This window comes from Amycolatopsis sp. NPDC051372 (genome assembly GCF_040682095.1).
GTDB lineage: Bacteria > Actinomycetota > Actinomycetes > Mycobacteriales > Pseudonocardiaceae > Amycolatopsis.
This window is the reverse complement of sequence record NZ_JBFBAF010000026.1, coordinates 102,033-125,345: the sequence shown is the minus strand read 5'-3', so window position 1 is coordinate 125,345 and position 23,313 is coordinate 102,033. Positions and strand designations below refer to the sequence as shown.

Genomic DNA, 23,313 nt, shown 5'->3' with positions numbered 1-23,313 from the left:
CTCCTCCCCGACTACTCCCCTTGCCCGCCAGAGTGCCTGGCACCGCGGCCCGTCGCATCGGGGGGAGCCCGGGCGTGGGGCCCCGGTCCCGGCCGCCCCGGTGGGTCCACCCGGGGGTTCCCCGACGCGAAGCGCGGGGCCGGGGAGAAACGCTGGGCCGCATGGAACTCGGAGCAGCCGGGCACGGGAGGTGCGCCTGATGGCCTTCACCCGCAACTTCCACAGCAAGCGACGAGCCGAGGTCGACCCGGCGCGGGTGCCGCCGGGGCAGTACGTGACGCCGGGGTTCCCGGTGCTCTCCGCGGGGCCGACGCCGAAGGTGGTCGCCGACGACTGGACGTTCACCGTCCGCGAAGCCGCGAAGCGGCCCGTCACCTGGACCTGGGACGCGCTGCGCTCGCTGCCCTCCGAGTCGATCACCGTGGACATCCACTGCGTCACCAAGTGGTCGAAGCTCGACACGACGTGGACCGGCGTCTCGCTCGACACGCTGCTCGACAGTGTGGAGACCCGGGCCGGTTACGCGCACGTGGTGCTCACGGTCGAGCGGCTCGACGACGGCGAGGTCTCGCCCTACCTCGTCGACGAGCTGCGCGTCGGCGACGAGGTGGAGCTGCGCGGCCCCGTCGGCGGGCACTTCGTGTGGGAGTCCGGGTCCGACAGTCCGGTGCTGCTCGTCGCGGGCGGCTCCGGCGTGGTGCCGTTCCGTTCCATGCTGCGCCACCACGCCGCGGCGGGCAGCACGGTGCCGATGCGGCTGCTGTATTCGGCGCGGTCGCGGGAAACCCTGATCTACGCCGACGAGTTCACCCGGATCGGGGGACGCGGCGGGATCGACATCCGCGTCACACTCACTCGCGAAAACTCGGGCACCGGGCCGGGTGAGCACGGGCGGATCGACCGGGACTTCCTCACTCGGGCCGGCCTGCCGCCCACCGAGGAGCCCCTGGTCTACGTGTGCGGGCCGACCGGATTCGTCGAGACGGTGGCGAACACACTCGTCGACCTCGGCCACCGGCCCGAGCGGATCCGGACCGAACGCTTCAGCGGAACGGGGACACCATGACGACGTTCGACGGCAACGCCATCGCCGGCACCCTCAACGCGGTGTTCGGCGGCGAGATGACCACGGTGAGCGGAACCTGCGCGTCGTGCGGCGCCACCGAACTCCTGGCGCAGCTGCGGGTCTACCGCGACGCGCCGGGTGTGGTGGCCCGCTGCAGGCACTGCGACGCGATCCTGATGGTCATCGTGGAGAAGCGCGGTATCAACTGCGTGGACGTGTCGGGCTTCGCGGCGCTGGAGGAGCCCGTTCAGCTCTGAAGCTGGCGCCGGGACGTGACGTTGAGCTTGTCGAAGATCCGCCCCAGGTGCCATTCCACCGTGCGCGGGCTAAGGAACAGCCGCGCGCCGATCTCCGCGTTGGACAGTCCCTCGCGCACTATCCGCACGATCTGGGCCTCCTGCGCGGTGAGCTCCGTGCCGGTCTCGACGGAACGCTTGCGCGCGGTGCCGCCGGTCGCCCGCAGCTCGCGGCCCGCGCGTTCGGCGAAGGCCTCCATGCCCATCTCGGTGAACATGTCGTGGGCGGCGCGCAGTTGTTCCCGCGCGTCCGCGCGACGGCGCCGGCGGCGCAGCCACTCCCCGTACAGGAGTCGTGCCCGCGCGCACTCGCCCCGGATGCGGGTGCGCGACAGGCGGTCCACGGCCTCGCGGTAAGCGCTCTCGGCGTCTTCGCCGGTGGCCAGCAACGCGCGTGAACGGGCTTCGACGGCCAGCGCCCAGTCGGTGCCGCTGGCGCGGGTGGTCTCCACGAGCCGGGCGAACGCGTCCTCGGCCGCCTCGATCCTGCCGAGCCGGGTGGCGGCTTCGATCAGCTCCACCAGCGCGAGCCACGGCTCCACGCCCATCACCGGCGGCCGCCGGCGCGCGTCTTCGCTCGACGCCAGCGCTTCCGCGTAGTGGCCGAGGCTGTTGCACAGCACCGCCCGGGCCGACCCGACGATCAGCAGCCCGAACCCTTCCCCTCGCCGCACTGCCTCCGCTTCGGTGCGCGCGATCACGTCACGTGCCTGGTCCTCGCGCCCGCGCCACGCGGCCAGCAGCAGCGTCCCGTACGTCGCCGCCGGAATCCCGGTCGCCCGCGACACCTCGGCGAGCTCGTCGCGCAGGTGCGCCGCGGTGACCAGGTCACCCGCGTAGACGTGGGCGCCGATGTGCGACGCGAGCGCGAGCGGCAGGGTGTTGAGCGCGCCCTTGTCGCGCGCGAGCTGCAGGTGCCGCGCGGTGTCGAGCGTCTGCTCGTCCCACATGTTCCCGGCCATGATGTGGGCGAGCCACAGCCAGTGCAGTTCCTTCAGCGACAAGTCGGGGGTGCGGAACGCACTCAGCGCCCGCCGCAGCATCGGCAGCGAGGGCGCGAACCCGTCGGTGAACCGGATCGCCAGGCCGTCGAGCAGCAGGTCGGCTGGGCCGGGCGGCTGCGGCGACCGCGGTGCGGCGCGCGCGGCTCGGGCAACCTCACGCAGGTCGGCGCCGGTCACGCTCGCGAACATCCCGGCCAGCAGCGCGTCGAGGTAGGTCTCGCGGGCCAGCCGCACGTCCAGCTCCTCGAGCTGACGGGCCGCGGCGAACAGCAGCGGGAGTGCCGCGGGGCCGCGGTTGACGGTCATCGAGATCCGGCCGCGCAGCAGGTCGGCCTCGGCCTTCTCGAGCCGGTCGAGCGGGCCGGCCTCGGCGATCGACAACAGCCGCAGCGCTTCCTCCGGCGCGCCCGCGACGTGCGTGACGTGGGCCGCCTCGAGGGTGCGCTTCGCCCGGGTCTTGGGGTCCGCCGTCAGCTCCGCCGCGCGCTCCAGCATCGCCGCGGCGGCCGCCATGCCGCCCCGGGACTGCGCCCGGCAGGCCGCCCGGCCGAGCTCTTCGGCGGCCTCTTCCGCGGGTGCTTCGGCGGCCTGCGCCACGTGCCAGGCGCGGCGGTCCTGGTCGGTCGCGGGGTCGGTGACCTGCGCGAGCGCCCAGTGCGCCCGGCGCCGCTCGCTCGGTGCCGCGGCCTGGTAGATCGCCGAGCGCACCAGCGGGTGGTGGAAGCGCACGTGGGTGCCGATCTCGATCAACCCGGCCGCCAGCGCGGGTTCCGCCGCTTCGGCGCCGATGTCGAGCAGGCCGGCCGCACGCCACAGCATCACCGGGTCGCCCTGCGGTTCCAGTGCGGCGATCAGCAGCAAACGCGTGGTGTCGGAGTCGAGCTGGGCCAGCCGCGCCTGGTAGCGCTGCTCGATGCGGCGCGGGATCGTGGTCGCACCGGCCAGGGAGAACCCCTCGGCCAGCTCCTTCGGGCTCAGCCCGCGCGAGAGCTCCACCAGCGCCAGCGGGTTTCCGCGGGTCTCGGCGACGATCCGGTCGCGCACGCGGTCGTCGGCGGGCAAGCGCAGCACGGAGTCGAGCAGGTCGCGGGCCGCCGCGTCGGGCAAGCCCTCGACCACGAGCTGCGCGACGCCCGTCAGCTCCGTGGCCGCGGCCGGCTCGCGCACCGCGAACACCAGCGCGACCGACTCGGCGACCAGCCGGCGGGCGACGAAGGCGAGGGCTTGCGCGGAAGCGCTGTCCAGCCACTGAGCGTCGTCGATCACGCACAGCAACGGCCGGTTTCGCGCCTCCTCGGCCAGCAGACCCAGCACGGCCAGGCCGACGAGGAACCGGTCGGGCGCGGGGCCTGGGCTCAGGCCGAACGCGGTCCGCAGCGCCACTCGCTGCGGGTCCGGCAGGGTTTCGGCGCCATCGAGCATCGGCGCGCACAGCTGGTGCAGGCCGGCGAACGCGAGCTCCATTTCGGACTGGACGCCCCCGGCGCGGGCGACGCGGAGCCCTGCGGCCTGGCGGGCCAGATGGTCGAGCAGCACGGTCTTGCCGACACCCGCCTCGCCGCGCAGCACGAGCACCTGGCTCTTGCCGGCGCGGACGGAGTCCAGCAGCCGGTCGAGGGTCTCGCGCTCCGCGCGCCGGTCCAGCACTCACCCACCTGCCCGTGTGCTCGCTCTTCCCTTCCGGTCACGGCGACCAGCGGGCGCCCGCAGGATATCCCGATCATCGGGCGGCGCCGGGTACACAGCGTTCACCGGTGTCGCCCCGTTCGCCCGGGTTCGCCCTGGTCCCGGGGTCGCGCCCGGGGCGGCCCGGGTTCGAAGCGGCCGGGGACCCGCGAGCGTCGACGCCGTGCCCGACCCGAACCCGGCCAGTGTAGTAACCGACGTCACTCTGCACGGCCGTGCCGCCGAAGTCCACCTGCTCGATCAGCACGTGCGGGACGGCCACGGCGCGCTCGTGCTGCGGGGTGCTCCTGGCGTGGGGAAAACGGCGTTGCTGCGACACGTCGTCGCGCGAACGCGCGGGTACCGGGTGGTCCATGTGCGCTCGTCCGGGACGCGGCCGTACGCGGGGCTGCGGCAGCTGTCGGCCGCGCTCGAAGGGGTGTTCGGGCAGCTGATGCCGCACCATGCGCTGGCACTGCGTGCGATCACGGAGGACTCCGATCCGTTCGCGGTCGGGGTGGCAGCGACGTTCCTCCTCTCGGCCGCGGCCCCGTTGCTGTGCGTGGTCGACGACGCACACCGGCTGGACGAGCCTTCGGCGCGCGCTCTGGCTTTCGTGGCACGGCGATTGCCAGGGCGGCGGGTGGTGCTGCTCTTCGCGGAGCGCACCGGGTTCGGTGGGCTGCAGGACTTGCCGGAGCTGGTGGTGCCCGGGTTGTGCCGGGCCGGTGCTCGTGCGCTGGTCGATTCGCTGGTGCCGGGTCCGGTGGACGAGGACGTGGTCGAGCGGTTCGTCGCGGAGATCCGGGGGAATCCGCGAGCGATCCTTTCGGCCGTAACGGCCTTCGCGCCGGCCGGTGGATTCGGCCTGCCCGACGGGAACCCGGACGCCGACACCCAGGAGCGGGTGCTGCGCCTCGACCCGGGCGGCCGCACCCTGCTGCTGGCCGCCGCCGCGGATCCGACGGGCCAGGTGACTCTGCTGTGGCAAGCCGCCGCGCGGCTGGGGATCCCGGCGGTCGCGCCGGACGGGTTGCTCGCGTTCGGCGAGCGGGTCACGTTTTCCGACCCGGCCGCGCGTGGCTGGGTTTATCATCGGGCCACCCCTTCGGAGCGACGTACGGTCCATCGAGCGCTGGCCGACGCGGCAACGTCAGAAGACCGGAGGTCCTGGCACCGCGCACACTCGGTGCCAGGCCCGGATCCGGCGGCAGCCGACGGCCTGCTCGCACAGGTGCCCTCGGCACGCAAGCGTGGCGGGCAAAGCGCGGCGGCCGCGTTCGTGCGTGTCGCCGCCACACTCACCTCCGACCCCGCCCTGCGGACCGAGCGCACTCTGGCCGCGATCGCAGCGGAACTCGACGCCGGGCAGCCCGGAAACGCGCTTCAGCTGCTGGATGCGATGGTCGGCCCCCTCGAACCGGCACAGCGGGCCGAAGCCACTCGGCTGCGAGCCTGGCTCACGTTCATCTCGACCCGCACCCCCTCCGCAACGGAAGCACTGCTGCGCGCGACCCGCGACAGTTTCCCCTTCGGCCCGGCAAGCCAAGCGTGTCTCGACGCGCTCGGCGCCGCCGTCCTCACCGGCGTCGATTTCGCCCCCATGCCGCCCAGCCACGACGACGGACTCGGGGCCGGGCTGATTCTGCGCGGCACCGAAGGTTTCGACGCTGCCGTCGGGCCGCTGACCACAGCTCTCGAAACCGCTCGGCCATCGTGGCCGGCCGGGCTCGTCGCCGCTGAACTGTGGGACGACCAGGCGTGGCACCGATTGGTGAGCGAAGCGGCCGATCCCGGCGCCCTGCCGGATGTCTTGGCCGGAAAAGCACTGTTTTCGGTCCATACCGGCAATCTCACCGAGGCGGCCGCGCTGGACGACGAGGCTCGCACGATGAGCATGAAGCTGGGCCAGGCACCGCTGGAGCACGCGACTGTGCTCGTCGCGGCCTGGCGTGGTCAGGAGTTCGGCGGCCCGACCGGCCACGGACTCGCCCGCACGTGCGGCGAGCTGGCCGCCGCGGTGGCGGGCAACGCCGTCGGCGACTACTCGCGCGCGCTCGCCGCGGCACGGCGTGTCGTGGAGCGCGACGAACTGGCGACGGCCGGCTGGGCGCTGGTCGAGCTGGTCGAAGCCGCCGTGGGCGCGGGCCGGCTCGACATCGCGACGACGGCGCTCGAGGCGCTCGTCTCCCGCACCGACCGGTGCGGGACGGACTGGGCGCTCGGCGCCCAGGCCCGGTCCCGTGCGCTGTCGGCCGAAGGTCCCGAGGCCGGACGCCTGTACCTCGAAGCGATCGAACGGCTTGCCCGGACGAGGATCCGACCGCTCCTGGCCCGCACTCGGCTCGGCTACGGGGAATGGCTGCGACGGCACGGACGCGACGAGGAAGCCGGTGAGCCGTTGCGCGCCGCGTACGACGAGTTCCTCCGCATGGGGGCCACGGCCTTCGCGGACCGCGCGTTGCTCGCGATCGGCGAACCCGAGACCCCCGCAATCACCACCTCGGCGCTGACCCGGCACGAACACCGGATCGCCGCGCTCGCCCGCGGCGGCCTCACCAACTCGGAGATCGGCGCCACGCTGTCGATCAGCCCCCGCACGGTCGAGTACCACCTGCGCAAGGTTTTCGCGAAGCTGCGCATCACGTCGCGAACCGAGCTGCACCTGGCCTTCACCGAGCACCAGCACGGAATCGAGGCCGCCGCACGATGAACGCGACACTCCCCCTCGTCGGACGCGACCTCGAACGCGCCCGGCTCCGGGACCTGCTGACCCGCGGCGGCGCGGTCGTGGTCCGCGGCGCGGCGGGCCTCGGGAAAACGGCCTTGCTCACGCAGATCGCGAACGCGGCCGGCGAGCACCGGGTGCTGAACGTCCGCGGGATCGCCGCCGAAGCGGATCTGCCGTACGCCGCGCTGCACCTGCTGTGCTCGGCCCTGCCCGCCGAGCTCTCCCGGCTGCACGCGCACCGGCGCGAGGTGCTGGAACGGGCCGTCGGACTCCGCGCGGGTGCCGCGCCCGAACGGCTCCCCGTCTGCGTCGCCGTGGTGGAGCTGCTGGCGCTGGCGGCAGAAAAGCAGCCGGTGCTGTGCCTGATCGACGACGCGCAGTGGCTGGACGAGGCTTCGGCCTCCGTCCTCGCGGCCGCCACCCGGCGGCTCGGGCCGGTGCCCGTCGCGCTGGTGTTCGCCGAACGCGGAGAGCGGTTCGCCGACCTGCCGAGTCTCAGCCTCGAACCCTTGGGCCACGCCGAGTCGCGCGAGCTCCTCAGGTCCGCGCCGGCCGCGCCGCTGGACCACGCCGTGCTCGACCGCGTCGTGGCGGAGGCCCGGGGAAATCCGCGGCTGCTGCTCGACGCCGTCCGCCCGGCGGCCGGCCTCGCCGGCGGTTACGGCGTGGTTCCCTTGTCCTGTCCCGAAATCGCCGGCCCGTCGAAAACGTTGACACCGGAGAGCAGGCTCCTGCTCATCCTCGCCTCCGCCGAACCGCTCGGCGAGCCCGTCCGGCTGTGGCATGCGGCCACCGGGCTCGCGATCGGACCGGACGCGGCCGAGCCGCTCGAAACGGCGGGCCTCGTGTCCTTCGGCGCGTGGGTCACCTTCCGCGAACCCCGCCTGCGCCAGTGCGTCTACGGCCTCGCGTCCGGTGCGGAACGCCGTCTGGTCCACGGCGCCCTCGCCCTCGCGACCGATCCGCAGCGCGAACCCGACCGGCGCGCGTGGCACCTCGCCCACGCGACGGTCGAACCGGCCGAAGCCGTCGCCGATTCCCTGGCCCGCCTCGCCGACGATGCCGGACGCCGGGGCGGGCTGCCGGCCGCGGCCGCCTTCCTGGAACACGCCGCGCTGCGCACCCCCGACCCGCGGCTGCGCGCCGAGCGGGCCATCGCGGCGGCGGACGCGCACCACGCGGCCGGAGCCGTGGACGCGGCGGTCCGCCTGCTGGCTGTCGCGGAGCTGGGCTCTCCCGGCGTCGCAGCCCGGGCGCGGTCGAACCGGGTGCGCGCCCGCATGGCGTTCGACTCCGGCCGCGGCGGGCCCGCGGTCGGACGGCTGCTCACCTCGGCCCAGGACCTGGAAGTGTGCGAACCCCGCCTCGCGAGGCCCGCGTACCTCGAAGCCCTGGGCGCCGCGATCTTCACCGGCCACGTCGACATCGTCCACGCGGTGCTCGCACGCCTGGCCACCCATCGGCCGACGGGCTCGGACCGGCTACTCGAAGGCGTCGCGCAACGCTGCACCGCCGGCTACGCGGCCGCGGTCGAGCCACTCAAGCTCGCGTTGAAAACCCTCGACAACGACCACGAAGACGACGCCCGCTCCCGGCTGCTGGCCTGCCTCGTCGCACCGGACCTGTGGGACGACGACACCTGGCACGACCTCACCCGGCAGGAACTCGCCGGCGCGCGCGAGACCGGCGCCCGCACGATCCTGCCGTACGTCCTCACCCACCGCGCACTGGCCGAAGTCCACTTCGGACAATTCGCCGTCGCGGAGTCCTTGGTGGCCGAAGCGGAATCCCTCACCCGGCTCTCTGGCACCCCGTCGTTCCCGCACGCCGCCTGCGTGCTGGCCGCGTGGCGCGGGCACGAGCTGCCGACGTTCGCCGAGTCCTCTTTCGAAAACGGCGGTATGGCCCGCACCACCGCCCGCTACGCCACCGCCGTGCTCCGCAACGGCCTCACCGCGTACGCCAAAGCTGCCGAGGCGACCCGCGACGTCCTCGACCGCGACGGTATCGAGCTCCAAGGCTGGTCCCTCGTCGAGCTCGTCGAAGGCGCCGTCCGCTCCGGCGACCTGACCACCGCCGCGGCGGCGGCCGACCGCCTCTCCGAACGCGCCTGCCTCAGCGGCACCGAATGGGCCCTCGGCGTCGACGCGCGATCCCGCGCGCTGCTTCACGACGGCCAAGCAGCGGAAGACCTGTACACGGAAGCGATCGACCGCCTGGGTCGCTCCCGCATCACCCCGCACCTCGCGCGCGCCCGCCTGCTCTACGGCGAGTGGCTCCGCCGCCGCGGCCGGCGCATCGACGCACGAGGCCCCCTGCGCGCCGCCCACGAGGCGTTCCTCGCCATGCGCGCCGAAGCCTTCGCCGCCCGCGCGATGCGCGAACTCCTCGCCACCGGCGAACGTGCGCGCCGCCGGGTGCCGGAAACCAGCTCCCAGCTGACGCCGCAGGAGCGCCGCATCGCCTCGCTCGCCCGCGACGGCCGCTCCAACCCCGAGATCGCCACCGCCCTGTCCATCAGCCCGCGCACGGTCGAGTACCACCTGCACAAGGTGTTCACCAAGCTGTCCATCACCACGCGCACCGAGCTGCACCTGGTCCTGGCCGCTTGCGCGGACGACTGAGAGCCCTATGTCAAGCGGCCTTCTCGCGGAGGGTGGTGAGGTGGCCGTGGAGGCCGGGGTTGTCGGGGATGTGGTCGTGCCGGCAGCGCCGAAGGATTCTGGTCCAGGTGTGTTGCAGCCGCGGCAGTAGGTGACGGTGTGGTGTTTGCCGGATTGGCGGGTCGAGCGCGCGACTCCGGCCGCGGCGACCAGTGCTTGGGCGTCGGGGAAGCGGGCGCGGGCAGTTGCCGATCTCGGGTCGGTCGCTCACTGAGGCGCTCCGGGGCCGCGAGGCCCGTGGCGCGCAGCCTTGTGGCCGATCTGCACGTCCCGGGCCACCAGGCCCCGCAACTCTCAGCCAGGTCATCCCCCGCAGGGTGACTCGCCCAACCCGGCAGACCCGGGGTGCAGACAAGACGCATACGCCTGCCTGCCCCCAACGTCCACCCGTGAGCTCAGCCTTTGCGCAGGTCGGGTGCCGGCGCGCCCAGCAGGCCGAGGCGCGCGCGGTCCCACGCGGCGTGCATCGCGGCCTGGACCGACTGGGAGGTGTGTCCCAGCAGCCGCGCGCCCACGCCGCACGCGGCCGGCAGCTCGGAGACGCCGGCGAGGACGTCCGGCACCCGGGCCAGGGCCTCGCGCAGCGCGATCACGAGCTCGGCCGGCGGCATCCGGTCCGACACCACGTATAGGCTCGCCACGACCTGGTACCCGCCCAGCGTCGCGGGTGAGGCGGGATCGCCGGCACCGCCCGGGCGCAGGCGCAAGGTGTCGGTGAACAGCAGCGCGCCGTCGGGGGTGCGGGCTTCCAGCTCCGCCCAGTAGAGGTCGTAGACGTGGGCCTCGCCACGCGCCACGCGGCCCGGGAGCAGAATCTCGCCGAGGATCACCGTCGCGTCGGCCGCGATGCTCACGGCCGTGCGCTGGAAGAGGCGCGAGCCGCGGAACGGGACGACCGGGTCGGGCAGGTACTCCAGCACCGCGCCGGCGCCGACGGTCAGGTTCACCAGCTGCGTCGCGTAGTTGTCGCGCGCACCGAACACCTTGGTGGACGCCTGCGTCGTGAGGTGGACGGCCGAGCCGGGGGCGCAGTCGACGTCGATGCGGTAGCGGTCGCCCTGCACGAAGCCGTCGCCCTGCTGCTGCAGGAACACGAAGGCCATGTCCGGCCGCAGCGGGTCGAGGTGGATCGGGCGGTAGATGTGCAGCGGCGCGCGCTGGTACTGCCGGACGACCCGGGTGGTGCCGCCGCGCGGGGCGAGCGCGAGGTCGAGCACGCCGAGCTTGCCGGGCGCCCCGACGCCGAGGCCGTCGCGGATGGGCCCGTCGAAGCCGAGCAGCTCCTCGGGCAACCGGGCCGGCGTGCACCACGCCGGGTCGTCGCGACGGGTCATCCCACTTCGGCTGCGGGCGCGAACCGGCCGATCACGTCGCGGACACGGCGGGTGACCTCGTCGAGCCCCTCACCGGTGAAGCAGTTGGTGAACACGAACGGGCGGCCTTCGCGCACGGCGCCGGCGTCGCGATCCATCACCGCCAGGTCGGACCGGACGAGGTCCGCCAGGTCGACCTTGTTGATCACCAGCAGGTCGGAGTGGGTCACGCCCGGGCCGCGCTTGCGCGGGATCTTGTCTCCCTGCGCCACGTCGATCACGAAGACGAAGTAGTCGGCCAGCGCCGCGCTGAACGTCAGCGTCAGGTTGTCACCTCCCGACTCGACGAGGACCACGTCCGCGTCGGGGTAGCGGTCGGTGAGCTCGGTGACGGCGTCGAGGTTCATGGTCGGGTCGTCGCGCACCGCGGTGTGCGGGCACGAACCGGTCTCCACGCCGACGACCCGCTCCGGCGCGAGCACGCCGGCCAGGGTGCGCCGCACGTGCAGGGCGTCTTCGCTGGTGAAGATGTCGTTGGTGACGACCAGCGGGCGGTGGCCGGCCGCGATCAGCATCGGCACCAAAGCCTCGATGAGCGCCGTCTTGCCCGACCCGACCGGGCCGCCGATGCCGATGCGGGCGACGCCGGGCGAGCGCACGGCGGAGAACTCCGCGTGGGAGTGCGAGTGGTCGTGCGAATGCGGGTGGGGTTCCATGGTTTTCCTTCTCTCAGCTGGCGAACAGCCGCAGTTGCGTTTGCTCGTGCCGCATCGCCGCCACGTCCGGCAGCGGCGTGCAGCTCGTGATGGCGTCGGGGTCCTTGTCCACGGCGCACATCGCCGCTTCGGCCGTGGCGGCCCGCACGTCGTGGAGCACGGCTTGCGCGGTGCTGTGGTCGGTGACGGCCAGCCGCACGCCCGCCGCGACCCAGGCCGCGGAGAACGCGAACAGCTCCCCCGCCACGGCCTCCAGCCGCGGCACGCCCACCGACGCGCTCAGGATTCCCAGCACCACCGCGTGGTTGCCGGGCGACCGTCCTTTCGCGACACAGTCGGCGTAGTGCCGCAACGCCTCGGTCGGGAACACCGACCGGGCGATCCGTAGCAGCGCCCGGCCCGTGCGGGTGGACGTCTCCCGCGCCTCCCGCGCCAGCTTCACCGCGGTCAGCCGTTCGTCGGCTCGGGTCACGCACTCGAGGTCGAGGGAGTCCCCCGACGCCGTGGCGCGGTGGGCGCACGCCAGCGCCACCCCGTCCGACGGGGCCACCCCGAGCAGCAGCTGGTCCCGCAGCAGCGCCGAGAGCACCCGCGGATCGCTCGGCGTCGCCAGGAAACCCGACTGCACCAGGGTTTCCAGGCCGTAGGACAGCGTGTAGCGGCCGCTCGGGAACGCCGAATCGCTCAGCTGCAGCACGGACAGGAAGCCCGTGAGCCACTCGGCGCCCCCGAGATACGGCGGCATCAGCGGATCCCGGTCATCGGACAGGCGCGCACATCAGACGACCTCGCACATCAGACGATCCCGCACTTCAGACGATGTAGTACAGCTGCGACATGGATACCTCGTCGACCGCGGGCACCACGGCCGGCTCACCGTCCACAGTGACCTGGTACGTCTCGGGGTCCACCGCGATGTCGGGCGTGAGCTCGTTGCGCACCATCTGCGCCTTGCCCACCGTCCGGCACCCTCGCACGGCCTCGGTCCACCGGTCGATCCCGAGCCGCTCGAACAGCTTGCTCTCCTTCGCCGCCTGCGAGAGGAACGTTATCGACGTCCGCCCCACCGCCTTGCCGAGGCCGGCGAACATCGGCTGCAGCAGCACCGGTTCCGGCGTCGGGATGGACGCGTTGGCGTCACCCATCACCGACCACGCGACGAACCCGCCCTTGAGCACGTACTTGGGCTTGACACCGAAGGTGTTCGTCGGCCACAGCACGATGTCGGCGAGCTTGCCCGGCTCCAACGAGCCCACGACGTGGCCGATGCCGTGCGTCAGCGCCGGGTTGATCGTGAGCTTCGCCAGGTACCGCAGGATCCGCTGGTTGTCGTCGCCCGCAGCCTCCCCGGGCAGGCTGCCGGTGAGCTTCTTCATCTTGTCCGCGGTGCGCCAGCACGTCGTGACGGTGTCCCCGATGCGCCCCATGGCCTGCGCGTCCGAGGAGTACATGCTCAGCACACCCCGGTCGTGCAGCACGTCCTCGGCCGCCTCGGTCTCGGCGCGGATCCGCGACTGCGCGAACGCGACGTCCTCGGGGTTGTCGGGGTTGAGGTGGTGCGTCACGATCGTCATGTAGAACAGGTTGTCCGTCGTGTCGGTGGTGTACGGACGCGTCGGGTTGGTCGAGGACGGCAGCACGTTGGGCAGTGACGCGATCGCCATCATGTCGGGCGCGTGGCCGCCGCCGGCGCCCTCGGTGTGGTAGCTGTGGATCGTCCGGCCGTCGATCGCGTCGAGCGTGTCGACCAGGTAGCCACTTTCGTTGAGGGTGTCGGCGTGCAGCGCCACCTGCACGTCGTACTCGTCGGCGACCGACAGCGCGCAGTCCAGCGCCGCCGGGGTGGCGCCCCAGTCCTCGTGCACCTTCAGGCCGCAGGCGCCGGCCTCCACCTGCTCGCGCAGGCCTTCCGGGCGGCTGCTGTTGCCCTTGCCCATCAGGCCGATGTTGACCGGCAGCGCGGCCGTCGCCTCGAACATCCGGGCCAGGTTCCAGGGCCCGGGCGTGCAGGTCGTGCCCTTGGACCCGTCGGCCGGCCCGGTCCCGCCGCCCAGCAGCGTGGTGACGCCACCGGCGAGCGCGTGCGGGATCTGGGCCGGCGTCAGGAAATGCACGTGGGTGTCGATCGCCCCGGCGGTGGCGACGAGGCCCTCGCCGGAGATCACCTCCGTGCCCGGCCCGATCACCAGCCCGGGCGATACCCCGTCCTGCACGTACGGGTTGCCGGCCTGGCCGATGCCGGCGATCAGCCCGTCCTTGACGCCGATGTCCGCCTTGAGGATGCCGAGCACGGCGTCCATCACGATCACCGAGGTGATCACGAGATCCAGGGCGCCGTCCGCGTTGCGGACGCCGGGCGCCTGCGCCATCCCGTCCCGAATGGACTTCCCACCGCCGTAGATCGCTTCCTCACCCGGGAGGATGAGACTGCGCTCCACCCGGGCGAGCAGCTCGGTGTCGGCCAGGCGGAAGCGGTCGCCCGCCGTCGGGCCGTAGAGCGACGCGTAATGCCGCCGCGAAACCGTCGTCACGCCTGCTCCCCCGTTCCCGTGAAGCCGCGCTCGGCGGCCCGAGCCTGGGCCCGGGCCGCCGCTCCGCGAACCGCGAAACCACTGTCGAGCAGGCCGCTGAAGCCGACCACCCGCCCGGCACCGCCGAACTCCACGAGCTCGACGTCGCGTTCGTCGCCGGGCTCGAAGCGGATCGATTGCCCCGAGGGCACGTTGAGCCGCATGCCCAGCGTCGCCGGGCGGTCGAAGTCCAGCACCCGGTTCACCTCGAAGAAGTGGAAGTGCGAACCGATCTGGATCGGCCGGTCACCGGTGTTGCGCACCGGCTGGCGCGCGGTGCGCCGGCCGGCGTTGAGCTCGATCGGCTCGTCGGCCAGCAGCCATTCGCCTGGAATCATCGTGCGCTCCTACGGAATCGGGTCGGCCACGGCCACGAGCTGGGTGCCTGTGCGGAACGTGGCCTCGACCTGCACCACGTTCACCATCTCCGGCACGCCGGGCAGCACGTCCTCGCGCGTGAGCACCTGCTTGCCCAGCTCGGTCACCTCCGCCACCGACCTGCCGTCCCGGGCCGCCTCCAGAAGCGCCTCGGTGATCAACGCGATCGACTCCGGGAAGTTGAGCTTCAGACCGCGGTCCTTGCGCCGCCGAGCCAGCTCGGCCACCTGGTAGATCACCAGCTTCTCGATTTCCCGGGGGCTGAGCATCAGCGACGACAATGTCGCCTCGATGCGCGCCTGGCCGGCCTCACCCGCCGTCACGGCTCAGAACCCGGCCAGGCCCTGCGGGCTGTTGTACGGGATCTCCGCGGCGGTGACCTCGACGAGCGAACCGTCGGACTGCACCACGTAGCCCACGAGCTTCGAGGCGTTGGCGTAGATCTGGTACAGGTGGGTGCCGTCCGGGGTCAGCCAGTTGTCGCTCGGGCCGCTGCTGACGGTGCCGTTGAGCGCGCGGAAGGTGCCGTCGCCGGGAATCTTCGGGCAGGCGTTGTCGTGCACCAGCGAGACGACGTCGCCGTCGATGCGGAAGCAGGAGATGTTGCTGTAGCCGAAGTTCGTGGCGAAGATCCACTTGTCGTCGGGCGAAACCGCGAGCCAGCACAGCTCCGAGGGCAGGCCCGCGCTGGTGTCGATCTTCACGACCGGTCCGGTGCCGATCTGGCCGCGGTCGTCGAGCTTGGCCAGCGCGACCCCGTCGGCCACGGCGTAGCCGATCACGAAGTGGTCGGGGCGGTGGTGCAGGAACGCGGGGTAGAACGGCGAACCGCCGCCGCCGTCCTGGAACATGCCCTCGCCCAGCGAACCGTCGTGCTGCAGCGGGAAGACGATGATGCCGTCGGGGTCGGGGGCGTTGGACGCGACCGACTTCTTCGAGCCGTCCGGCTGGTCGGCCCACAGGATCGGCGAACCGTCCGGGTTGGCCGCGGCCGGCTGGTCGAACGTGGTGCCGACGACGAGGAAGCGCTCGTCCGGCGAGAGTACGACCATCGTGGACACGCGCAGCGGCTTGTCCGGCGTGTTCACGGTGTAGCCCTCGGGCCGCGCGGTGAGCCGGCCTTCGGGGTCCACGGTCATCAGCCGCACGTGGTCGGGGCCGAACGAGTGCAGCACGTACAGCGTGCTGGTGGCCGGCGAGAATGCCAGCGACTTCGCGGTGCCGCTGCGGCCGGCCACGATGTTGCCCGTGCGCTTCACGTCGAGCAGCGTCAGTTTGCCGTCGCTGCCGACGGAGAAGCTGGAGACGGAGTTGTCGCCGCCGTTGGTGGCGAACAGGAACTGCTGGTCCGCCGTGAGGATCACGCTGCCCGCCGCCTCGAAGGCGTTCGGCGCGCTCTCCTGACCGCTGATCGGCTTGTACACCCCGGACCCGCCACCCCCGGTGGGCACGCGTTCCACCTCGGTGAGGGCGCCGTCGGCCCCTCGGGCGTAGTGGATGATCGCGTTCCTGACCTCGTTGGTCTGGAGGTAGAGGTGGCCGGCGGCCTGCATACCTGGCATGTGGGTTCTCCGTTTCCGGTCGTCGCGTCAGAGCCTGCCCGCGCGGCGCCCGCGTCGCGTCCGGGTGCACCCGGGCCCGACCCCCCAGTGCGTTGTGGTGGCGGGAAAAGAAAAGCCCCAAAACATCCTTTGTGGACGATATGGGGCGTTTCCGCGTGTGGCGGCTACTTCTCGTCGCTCCGGACCACCGTGGAGATCACGTCGTTGAACGCTTCCGTCGACGAGGGGTGCGTGTAGATCGCCTCGCCCAGCTGCGCGGCCTTGATGCCGTGGCGCATCGCCTGCGCCACGGTGTTGATCAGCTCCTGTGCGTCGACACTCAGCAGCGAGGCGCCGAGGATCTCGTCGGTGTCGAGGTCGATCACGAACTTCATCACGCCGCGCGTCTCGTCGACGACGTAGGCGCGCGGCATCGCGATGATCTCCGCGACCGGCTGGCTCGAGACCTTGATCCGGTGGCCCGCGTCACGCGCCTCACGCTCGGTGAGGCCGACCATCGCCAGCGGCGGGGTCATGAACAGCGTCCGCGGCACGGCGACGCGGTCGGTCGTGGTGCGCTTGCCCTCGCCGCGCAGCTGATCGAGCACGATGCGGCTGTCGTCGAGGGAGACGTAGGTGAACTGCGGCCCGCCGTTGACGTCGCCGAGCGCGAAGATGTGCGGCTGGCTGGTGCGCAGGTGCTCGTCGACCTCCACCGCGCCCCGGGCGGTCACGCGGACGCCCGCCGCGGCGAGGCCGAGACCTTCGGTGGCCGGTTTGCGACCGGCGGCGGACAAGACCGCGTCCACGGCCAGGGTGCGCTCGCGGCCGTCGTGCATGTACTGCACGATCGCCTCGCCGTCGCCGTCCTCGACGCCCGTGACATTGGCGCCGGTGACGATCTCGATGCCCTCGTCGACGAGGATCTTCTCGGCCACGGCCTGCACGTCGTCGTCGAGGTGGTCGAGAATGCGCGCTGTCGACTCGAAGAGCGTGACCTCAGAGCCGAACTGGCGGTAGATGGCGGCGAACTCGATGCCGAGGTAGCCGCCGCCGACGATCGCCAGCCGCTTCGGCAGCTCGGTGCGGTGGATGAGGTCGGTGCTGGTGACCAGGTACTTGCTCTCGCGCAGGCCCGGGAGGTCGGGGATCACCGGCGTGGAGCCGGTGTTGATGAGGATGTGCTCGGCCCGGACGGTGACAGGGCCGTCGGCGGTGTCCACGAGGACGGTGTCGGGGCTGGTGAACACCGCGTGCCCGGTGAGGACCGACGCCGTCTCGAGGCCGTCCATCCCGTCGAAGTTGCCCTTGTTGAACAGCGAGGTGATGTCGTGCACCTCGCCCACGGCCCGCTCGTACCACTCCTGCGGCGAGTCGGACGGGCGGCGGTTGCGGGAGCGGTGCACCAGCGCCTTGGTGGGCACGCAGCCGACGTTCGGGCAGGTGCCGCCGTACATCTCCGGCGACTGCTCGACGACGATGACCCGCTTCCCGAGCCGGGCCATGGTACCGGCGGTGATTTTGCCGCCCTTGCCGAAGCCGACCACGAGGAGGTCGGCTTGGAGCGAATTTTCGACGGTTTCCATGATTGAAGGCCCTTTGCGCACGAGTGTGGACAACGCGGTACGGGCCGACCCTGCCCCGGTGGGCGGCGCCGTCGCATCGAGGAACACCCGAGCCGGCGACCCCAGTGGGCCGCGGTTTCACGGACCAGGCCCGGAATGGCCGGTTTTCGGCGGCCATCCCGGGCGTGGGGTCAGCTCACGTCGATGCCCGCGGGGCTGCCGAGCGCGCTGAAGTCGCTCGGCGCGTGGTCACCGTTCACGGTCTGGGGCAGGCCGCCGAACTCGCCGATCTTGGTGAGCTCGCCGTTCGCGCCGATCGACCAGGCGGCGAGCTTGCCAGAGCCTGGAAGCACGTTGTAGAGGTTCTTCCCGTCCGGGCTCACGCCCAGGTCGAGCGGGGTGCTGCCCTGGCTGTTGGCCGACTTGTCCGTGGTACCGGCCACCTCGTGCAGGAGGGTGAGGCTGCCGTCGGGGTTCACCTTCCAGCTGGAGATGGTGCCGGAGGTGTAGTTGGAGCCGAAGGCGTACTTGCCGTTGTTGACGACCCAGCACGTGTCGATCTGGTGGTCGGCCACGGCCGTGCTGATCGGGGTCAAGTGCCCGTCACGCCCGATGCGGTAGCTGCCCGCCGCGCCGGTCGGGTGCCCGTCCTCCACGCCGCCGCCCACGAACTCGGCGAGGTCGACGTTGCCCTCGCGGTCGAAGGAGAACCCGAACGGGCCGCGGTTGTCGAAGTCGGTGCGAACGAAGTCCTTGCTGGGTTTGCCGGCACCGTCGACGCCGAAGGTGAGCACCCGGCCCGGCCCGGTCGGGTTGGCGCCATGGATCACGTCGTTGGTGGGGCCGTCCTTGATGGACACCAGCAGGTGGTGCCCGTCCGGGCTGAACGCGACCTGCGTCGGGTCCTTCAGCGCGTCGGGCGCGAAGCGGTCCTGAGCGGCCTTCAGCTGCCGGGTCGAGCCGGCGATCGGAGTGAGCCGGCCGTCGAGCCCGAGCCGGAAGCCGGTGATGCTGCCCTGGCCCGAAGCGTTGAGGACGTAAACGACGTTTCCGTGCTGCGTGACAGTGTTCGGGAAACGCTGCGAAGAAGAACCGTCGCTCGTCGGCACGACGTCGACCACCTGCAGGCGATCCGGCAGAATCCGCAACACGGAAAGGGTGTTGCTCCCGGCGTTGGTCACGAGCAGGAAACGGTGGTCGGCGGTGAGCCGGACCGAATTGCCCGAACCGAGGCCGTCACCCGCGAACCGCTGACCCGGACCCGACCCCTGACCACCGGTGGCGAACTTGCCGACCAGCGTCAGCTTGCCGTCGCTTGCGCGGTGGTAGTAGGCGATCTGGTTGCCCGGCTCGCTCGGATCGCTGCTGCTGTTGTGGTTGGTGCCCACGAAAACCGACCCCGGCCGGACCCAGTCCGCGGCCGGCGACGCCGCCGCGGTGCCCCCCGCGAACACCGCGGCGAACGGCACCAGCGCCGCGGCCGCCAGCGCGGTGCGAACCGCCCTGCGCGACGAAGACTTGCTCACGAATCGTTCCTCCCTTTACCCACGTCACGGGAATTTCCGACGTGGCTGAGCACGACCCTAAGGGTGATCGGAAACGTGCCGGAAGGATACGAAAGGAATGGTAATATATTAACGATCCACTACGAGTTTCCGGGGTTGTTTTGTGCGGATTTCTGATTCTTACCCACGGGGGTCAGGTTGTCATCGCCTGGTAAGAATTGTTTCCCTCAGTGCGGAAGCTGCAGCCGCCCGTCGATCCGGCGCGGCAGGGGCGCTCGGGGCTCGTCGGTGAGCTCGTCGGGCAGCAGGTGCGTCGGGGCGTTCTGCCAGGCCAGGGGCCGCAGGAACCGGCGGATCGCCGTCGCGCCGACGGAGGTGTGGAGGCTGTTGGTCGCCGGCCACGGGCCGCCGTGGTGCTGGGCCCAGCTCACCGCCACGCCGGTCGGGTAGCCGTTGAAAACCAGCCGGCCGACGCGCCGGCCGAGCTCGGTGGCCAGGTCCTTGGCGGCCTCGTCCGCGCCGAGGTGCAGCGTGGCGGTGAGCGACGCGGGCGCCTGGTCGACGACGGCGAGCAGCTCGGCTTGGCTCCGGTACCGCACGATCACAGCGGCGGGGCCGAAGTACTCCGCGAACGCCTCGGCGGGGATCCCGTCGGCGTCCACTGTGGTCAGGAGCGGAGCCACCCCGTACCCGCCGCTTGGCTTCGGTCCACTGGCTACTTCGGACACTTCCTTGGCGCGGACGAGCTCGGCGATGTCGCTGAGGTACGCCTGGTGGATTCGCTGGTTGAGCAACGGCACGACTTCCGCGTTGCTGAGAGCTTCGGCCGCAGCGGCCACCACAGCGTCGCCTTCGGCACCGGCCGGCACCAGCACGAGACCGGGTTTCGTGCACAGCTGCCCAGCCGACCCGGTGACCGACGCGGCGAGGCCCATCCCGATTTCGGCGCCCCTCTCGCGCGCCGCGGCAGCGGTGACGACCAGCGGGTTGAGGCTGGAGAGCTCACCGTAGAACGGGATCGGTTCCGCACGGCCGTGGATGAGGTCCAGCAGCGCCCGGCCGCCGGACAGCGAGCCCGTGAACCCGACCGCTTTGACCGTGGGATCGGTCACGAGGCTCTCCCCCGCCGCCCGCCCGAAGACCAGCCCGAGCGCCCCGGCCGGTGCCCCCGCCGCGACGAGCGCCTCCCGCAGTACCTCGTGGACGAGCCGCGAAGTCGCGGGGTGCGATCCGTGCGCCTTGACCACCACGGGGTTCCCCGCCGCCAGGGCCGACGCCGTGTCCCCGCCGGGCACCGAGAACGCCAGCGGGAAGTTGCTCGCCCCGAACACCGCGACAGGCCCGATCGACACCAGCATGCGCCGCAGGTCCGGCCGCGGCCCCATCGGCGTCGGCCCGGCCGGGTCGAGGGTCGCCTCCACGTAGCCGCCGTCCGCCACGACGTCGGCGAAGAACTCGAACTGGTAGCACGTACGGGTCAGCTCCCCGCCGAGCCGCGGCGCACCCAGCGCCGTCTCGGCGTCGGCGACCGAAACGATCTGCTCGCGCGCGGCTTCGAGCGCCTGCGCGAGCGCACGCAGCAGGTTTGCCCGCCCTCGCCGGCCCAGCGCCTCCAGCCCAGGCGCCGCCGCGGCCGCCTCCGCCACGATGGCGCGCACTTCCTCCGAGCTGTTCTCCACCGCGCTGGCATCCAGCGCCTCACCGGTCCACGGATCGACTCCGGCGACCGGCCGGTTTTCCAGGGTTGTCACAGTTCTCTCCGAATCAGGTTCGAGGCAGCGCGGCAACGGTTTCGGTGTCCACGCCGACCGCGCCCAGGTGGGTAGCGCCGCCGGGGGTGCCGAGCGGGGTTTCCCGGCCCGGCAGCGCTTCGGTGAAGAACCCGGCATTGTCAGCCGTGTTCCACTGCGCGTCGGTGCCGGCGAGCATCCGGTCGGCGAGCGCCGCGCCCGTCGGGCAGGCCTGTTCGCACGCGCCGCAGTCGATGCATTCCACGGGATTGATGTACATCTTGCGATCGCCCTCGTAGATGCAGTCGACCGGGCATTCCTCGGTGCACGCGCGGTCGAGGATGTCGACGCAGGCGTCGGTGATGACGTAGGCCATGGCCGGGGTCCTCTCGGGTCAGGCGGGGACTCGCAGGGGCCGGGCGGCGGGTGCCGGGCCGTCGGTGGAGTGCCCTGGGAAGGGGGAGGCGGTCGGGTCGAGGCGGACGGCCGCGTGGTTCACGGCGGTGGCCGCCTCGCCGAAACCGACCGCGATGAGCGGGACCCGGCCGTCGTAGGTGCAGATGTCGCCGGCGGCGAAGACGCCGGGCCGCGACGTGCGCATGGCGGCGTCGACCACGATCTTGCGGTCGCGCGTCGCCAGGTCCCACTGCAGCAGCGGGCCCGGGTTCGCGACGAACCCCAGTGCCGCCACGACGTGGTCGCACGGCACCTGGGTCATCTCGCCGCTCACCGTGTCGCGCAGGGTCGCGCGCATGATCCGGGCGTCGCCGTCGAGACGTTCGACGGTCGCGTTCGTGCGTACGGTCGCCGGGCCGGCCAGCACCTGGCCCACGGTGTGCAGGTGCGCGCGGAAGGTATCGCGGCGGTGTACGAGCGTGACGTCCGCGTTGTGTTGCAACGTCTCGGCCCAGTCGAGCGCCGAATCGCCGCCGCCGACCACGAGCACGCGGCTGCCGGCGAGCTCGGCCGGATCGCGGACGAAGTAGGTGAGCCCGCGGCCCAGGAACTCCTCGCCGCACGGCAGCTTGCGCGGGGAGAATGTGCCGATCCCACCCGTGACCACGACCGCGCCGGCCTCCAGCACAGCACCGTCGTCGAAGCCCAGCCGCAGCCGCCCGTCCGCCAGGTCGTCCAGCGCCGTCGCCCGGTGCCCGAGCAGCATCCGCGGCGAGAACTGGTCGAGCTGCTCCACCAGTCCGCGGACGAGGTCGCGGCCCTTCACCGCGGGGAACCCGGCGACGTCGCGGATGAGCTTTTCCGGGTACAGCGCGGTGATCTGCCCGCCAGGCTCCGGCAGCGCGTCGACGACCGCCACCGACAGCCCGCGCATCCCCGCGTACACGGCCGCGAACAGCCCCGCGGGCCCGCCGCCGACGACCGCGACGTCGCAGCGCGTCACCGCTGCTCCGCGTCGTAGACCGCGAAGACCTTGTTGGACACGAAGATGTTCGACGCCACGAAGCTCGTCCAGCTCGGCCCGCGGCCCAGCTCCCGCATCGCGCCGAGCAGCGCCCACCAGTTCAGCAGCTCCTGCTGGCCGGCCTTCTCCGCGTCCGCGAGCGTCGTGTTCTCCCACACCGGATAGTCCGCGGCGACGAGCGCGTCGTACATCTTCTCGTCGGCCGCGGAATCGGGGAACAGCCGCATCGTCGAGTCCACGAGGAAGCTGTGCGACCAGCTGGAGCTGGCCATGAGCGCGACCCGGTACGGGCTGTCCGCACAGATCCGCGCGACCGCCGCGCCGACGTCCATGATCCGCGCCGGCGAGGGCGACGGCGGGTCGAGCTCGCGCTCCACACCCAGCGGGCTGATGTTGCCCTGGAAGCTGATCACCTTGCGGCCGTAGCAGTTCAACGGGAACGTGACCACCGGGTAGTCGAACCCCTCGCGGTCGTAGTCCAGGTACAGCACCGTGTTGAGGAACGCGTGCGCGAGACCCGGGTGGTGCAGCGGCTCGTAGGAGTACGGCACGTCGATGTGGCGTGCCAGCAGACCTTCCACCAGGTGGCGGGCGAACGGCCGGTGGCCGCGGATGAGGCGCTCGGTGTTCTCGCCCTCGCCCCAGACGTTGGGCTTGCCCTTCATGTTCGACGACTCGTCGGCGTGGCGCCACGGGTGCACTGTGAGGTCGTCGTAGATCTGCACGGCGTACGGCGGCACGAGGTCCTCGCGGAAGTTCTCGTACTGGTCGTCGCCCCAGATCAGCACGACGTCCGGCTGGAACTCGTCCAGCGCGGCGCGCGTGCGGCGGAAGCCCTCCAGCAACGCCGCGCGGTGCGCCTTCCCGGCCGCGACACCTTCGTCCCCGGCCCATTCACGGCGGGCCCGCTCGGGCCACGACGCCGGGTCGCGCAGTTCGGCGGGCAGCTTCGGGTCCGCGAGCGCGCCGCGGAACACCCGCGTCAGGTTGTCGTCGGTACCGCTCAGCGGTGGGTAGTGGGTGACCCCGAGACCCAGTACTTCGGCCATGGTTCCTCCTCGTCGTCGAGTGGGTGGTGACGTCCAGTCTCGGAACCGGCGGGACCCCCGGCCACGCCTCGGACCGGCGAGTGGACCGGTGGGACTCATCG

17 protein-coding genes and 1 pseudogene are annotated in these 23,313 nt (G+C 72.0%); 4 read left to right on the top strand and 14 right to left on the bottom strand.

Features of this window, described 5'->3' with window-relative positions:
• Window positions 1-199 precede the first annotated feature (199 nt).
• Window positions 200-1,066, top strand: coding sequence for a molybdopterin-dependent oxidoreductase (locus tag AB0M56_RS34080; RefSeq protein WP_364183825.1), 867 nt, complete (start codon window positions 200-202; stop codon window positions 1,064-1,066).
• Window positions 1,063-1,323 (top strand): DUF6510 family protein, encoded by a 261-nt coding sequence (locus tag AB0M56_RS34075; protein ID WP_364183822.1) that lies wholly within the window; start codon window positions 1,063-1,065, stop codon window positions 1,321-1,323. Before AB0M56_RS34080 ends, AB0M56_RS34075 begins: the two co-directional genes overlap by 4 nt.
• On the opposite strand, the gene AB0M56_RS34070 is transcribed toward AB0M56_RS34075, so the two are convergent.
• Window positions 1,314-4,013 (bottom strand): AAA family ATPase, encoded by a 2,700-nt coding sequence (locus AB0M56_RS34070; RefSeq protein ID WP_364183818.1) that lies wholly within the window; start codon window positions 4,011-4,013, stop codon window positions 1,314-1,316. The two genes, AB0M56_RS34075 and AB0M56_RS34070, sit on opposite strands and share 10 nt — an antisense overlap.
• Window positions 4,014-4,215: 202 nt before the next feature.
• Here AB0M56_RS34070 and AB0M56_RS34065 point away from each other — a divergent pair, with 202 nt between their 5' ends.
• Both AB0M56_RS34065 and AB0M56_RS34060 read left to right on the top strand, forming a co-directional pair.
• On the top strand, window positions 4,216-6,744 hold the full coding sequence (locus AB0M56_RS34065; RefSeq protein WP_364183815.1) for a LuxR C-terminal-related transcriptional regulator: 2,529 nt from the start codon (window positions 4,216-4,218) through the stop codon (window positions 6,742-6,744).
• Window positions 6,741-9,386 carry an AAA family ATPase gene (locus tag AB0M56_RS34060; protein ID WP_364183812.1) on the top strand — a complete coding sequence of 882 codons (2,646 nt, stop codon included), beginning with the start codon at window positions 6,741-6,743 and terminating at the stop codon, window positions 9,384-9,386. The genes AB0M56_RS34065 and AB0M56_RS34060 overlap by 4 nt, the downstream gene beginning before the upstream one ends.
• Window positions 9,387-9,820: 434 nt before the next feature.
• Here the strand turns inward: AB0M56_RS34060 and AB0M56_RS34055 are convergent, their stop codons facing one another.
• From AB0M56_RS34055 to AB0M56_RS33995, 13 genes and pseudogenes are all read right to left on the bottom strand, one after another.
• A complete protein-coding gene (locus AB0M56_RS34055) occupies window positions 9,821-10,759 on the bottom strand; it encodes an urease accessory protein UreD (protein ID WP_364183809.1) in 939 nt (312 codons plus the stop codon).
• Window positions 10,756-11,454 (bottom strand): urease accessory protein UreG, encoded by a 699-nt coding sequence (gene ureG / locus AB0M56_RS34050; RefSeq protein WP_364183806.1) that lies wholly within the window; start codon window positions 11,452-11,454, stop codon window positions 10,756-10,758. The genes AB0M56_RS34055 and ureG overlap by 4 nt, the downstream gene beginning before the upstream one ends.
• A gap of 13 nt (window positions 11,455-11,467) precedes the next feature.
• Window positions 11,468-12,199 carry an urease accessory UreF family protein gene (locus AB0M56_RS34045; protein ID WP_364183803.1) on the bottom strand — a complete coding sequence of 244 codons (732 nt, stop codon included), beginning with the start codon at window positions 12,197-12,199 and terminating at the stop codon, window positions 11,468-11,470.
• A 67-nt stretch (window positions 12,200-12,266) separates the two neighbouring features.
• Entirely contained in the window at window positions 12,267-13,985 is a 1,719-nt protein-coding gene (gene ureC / locus AB0M56_RS34040; protein ID WP_364183800.1) for an urease subunit alpha, read from the bottom strand.
• Between the two features lie 92 nt (window positions 13,986-14,077).
• A pseudogene (locus AB0M56_RS34035) lies at window positions 14,078-14,362 on the bottom strand (urease subunit beta); the annotation flags it as partial.
• A 9-nt stretch (window positions 14,363-14,371) separates the two neighbouring features.
• Window positions 14,372-14,674 (bottom strand): urease subunit gamma, encoded by a 303-nt coding sequence (locus tag AB0M56_RS34030; protein ID WP_220247702.1) that lies wholly within the window; start codon window positions 14,672-14,674, stop codon window positions 14,372-14,374.
• A 54-nt stretch (window positions 14,675-14,728) separates the two neighbouring features.
• Entirely contained in the window at window positions 14,729-15,964 is a 1,236-nt protein-coding gene (locus AB0M56_RS34025) for a beta-propeller fold lactonase family protein (protein ID WP_364183797.1), read from the bottom strand.
• Between the two features lie 164 nt (window positions 15,965-16,128).
• Window positions 16,129-17,529, bottom strand: a complete 1,401-nt coding sequence (locus AB0M56_RS34020) for an FAD-dependent oxidoreductase (protein WP_364183794.1) — start codon at window positions 17,527-17,529, stop codon at window positions 16,129-16,131.
• A gap of 170 nt (window positions 17,530-17,699) precedes the next feature.
• Window positions 17,700-19,034, bottom strand: coding sequence for a beta-propeller fold lactonase family protein (locus tag AB0M56_RS34015; RefSeq protein WP_364183792.1), 1,335 nt, complete (start codon window positions 19,032-19,034; stop codon window positions 17,700-17,702).
• A 206-nt stretch (window positions 19,035-19,240) separates the two neighbouring features.
• Entirely contained in the window at window positions 19,241-20,764 is a 1,524-nt protein-coding gene (locus AB0M56_RS34010) for an aldehyde dehydrogenase family protein (protein WP_364183789.1), read from the bottom strand.
• A 13-nt stretch (window positions 20,765-20,777) separates the two neighbouring features.
• Entirely contained in the window at window positions 20,778-21,119 is a 342-nt protein-coding gene (gene fdxA / locus AB0M56_RS34005; protein ID WP_220240399.1) for a ferredoxin, read from the bottom strand.
• 18 nt (window positions 21,120-21,137) lie between these two features.
• Window positions 21,138-22,142, bottom strand: a complete 1,005-nt coding sequence (locus tag AB0M56_RS34000; RefSeq protein ID WP_364183786.1) for an NAD(P)/FAD-dependent oxidoreductase — start codon at window positions 22,140-22,142, stop codon at window positions 21,138-21,140.
• Window positions 22,139-23,212 carry an extradiol ring-cleavage dioxygenase gene (locus AB0M56_RS33995; RefSeq protein ID WP_364183783.1) on the bottom strand — a complete coding sequence of 358 codons (1,074 nt, stop codon included), beginning with the start codon at window positions 23,210-23,212 and terminating at the stop codon, window positions 22,139-22,141. The genes AB0M56_RS34000 and AB0M56_RS33995 overlap by 4 nt, the downstream gene beginning before the upstream one ends.
• Between the last annotated feature and the right edge of the window lie 101 nt (window positions 23,213-23,313).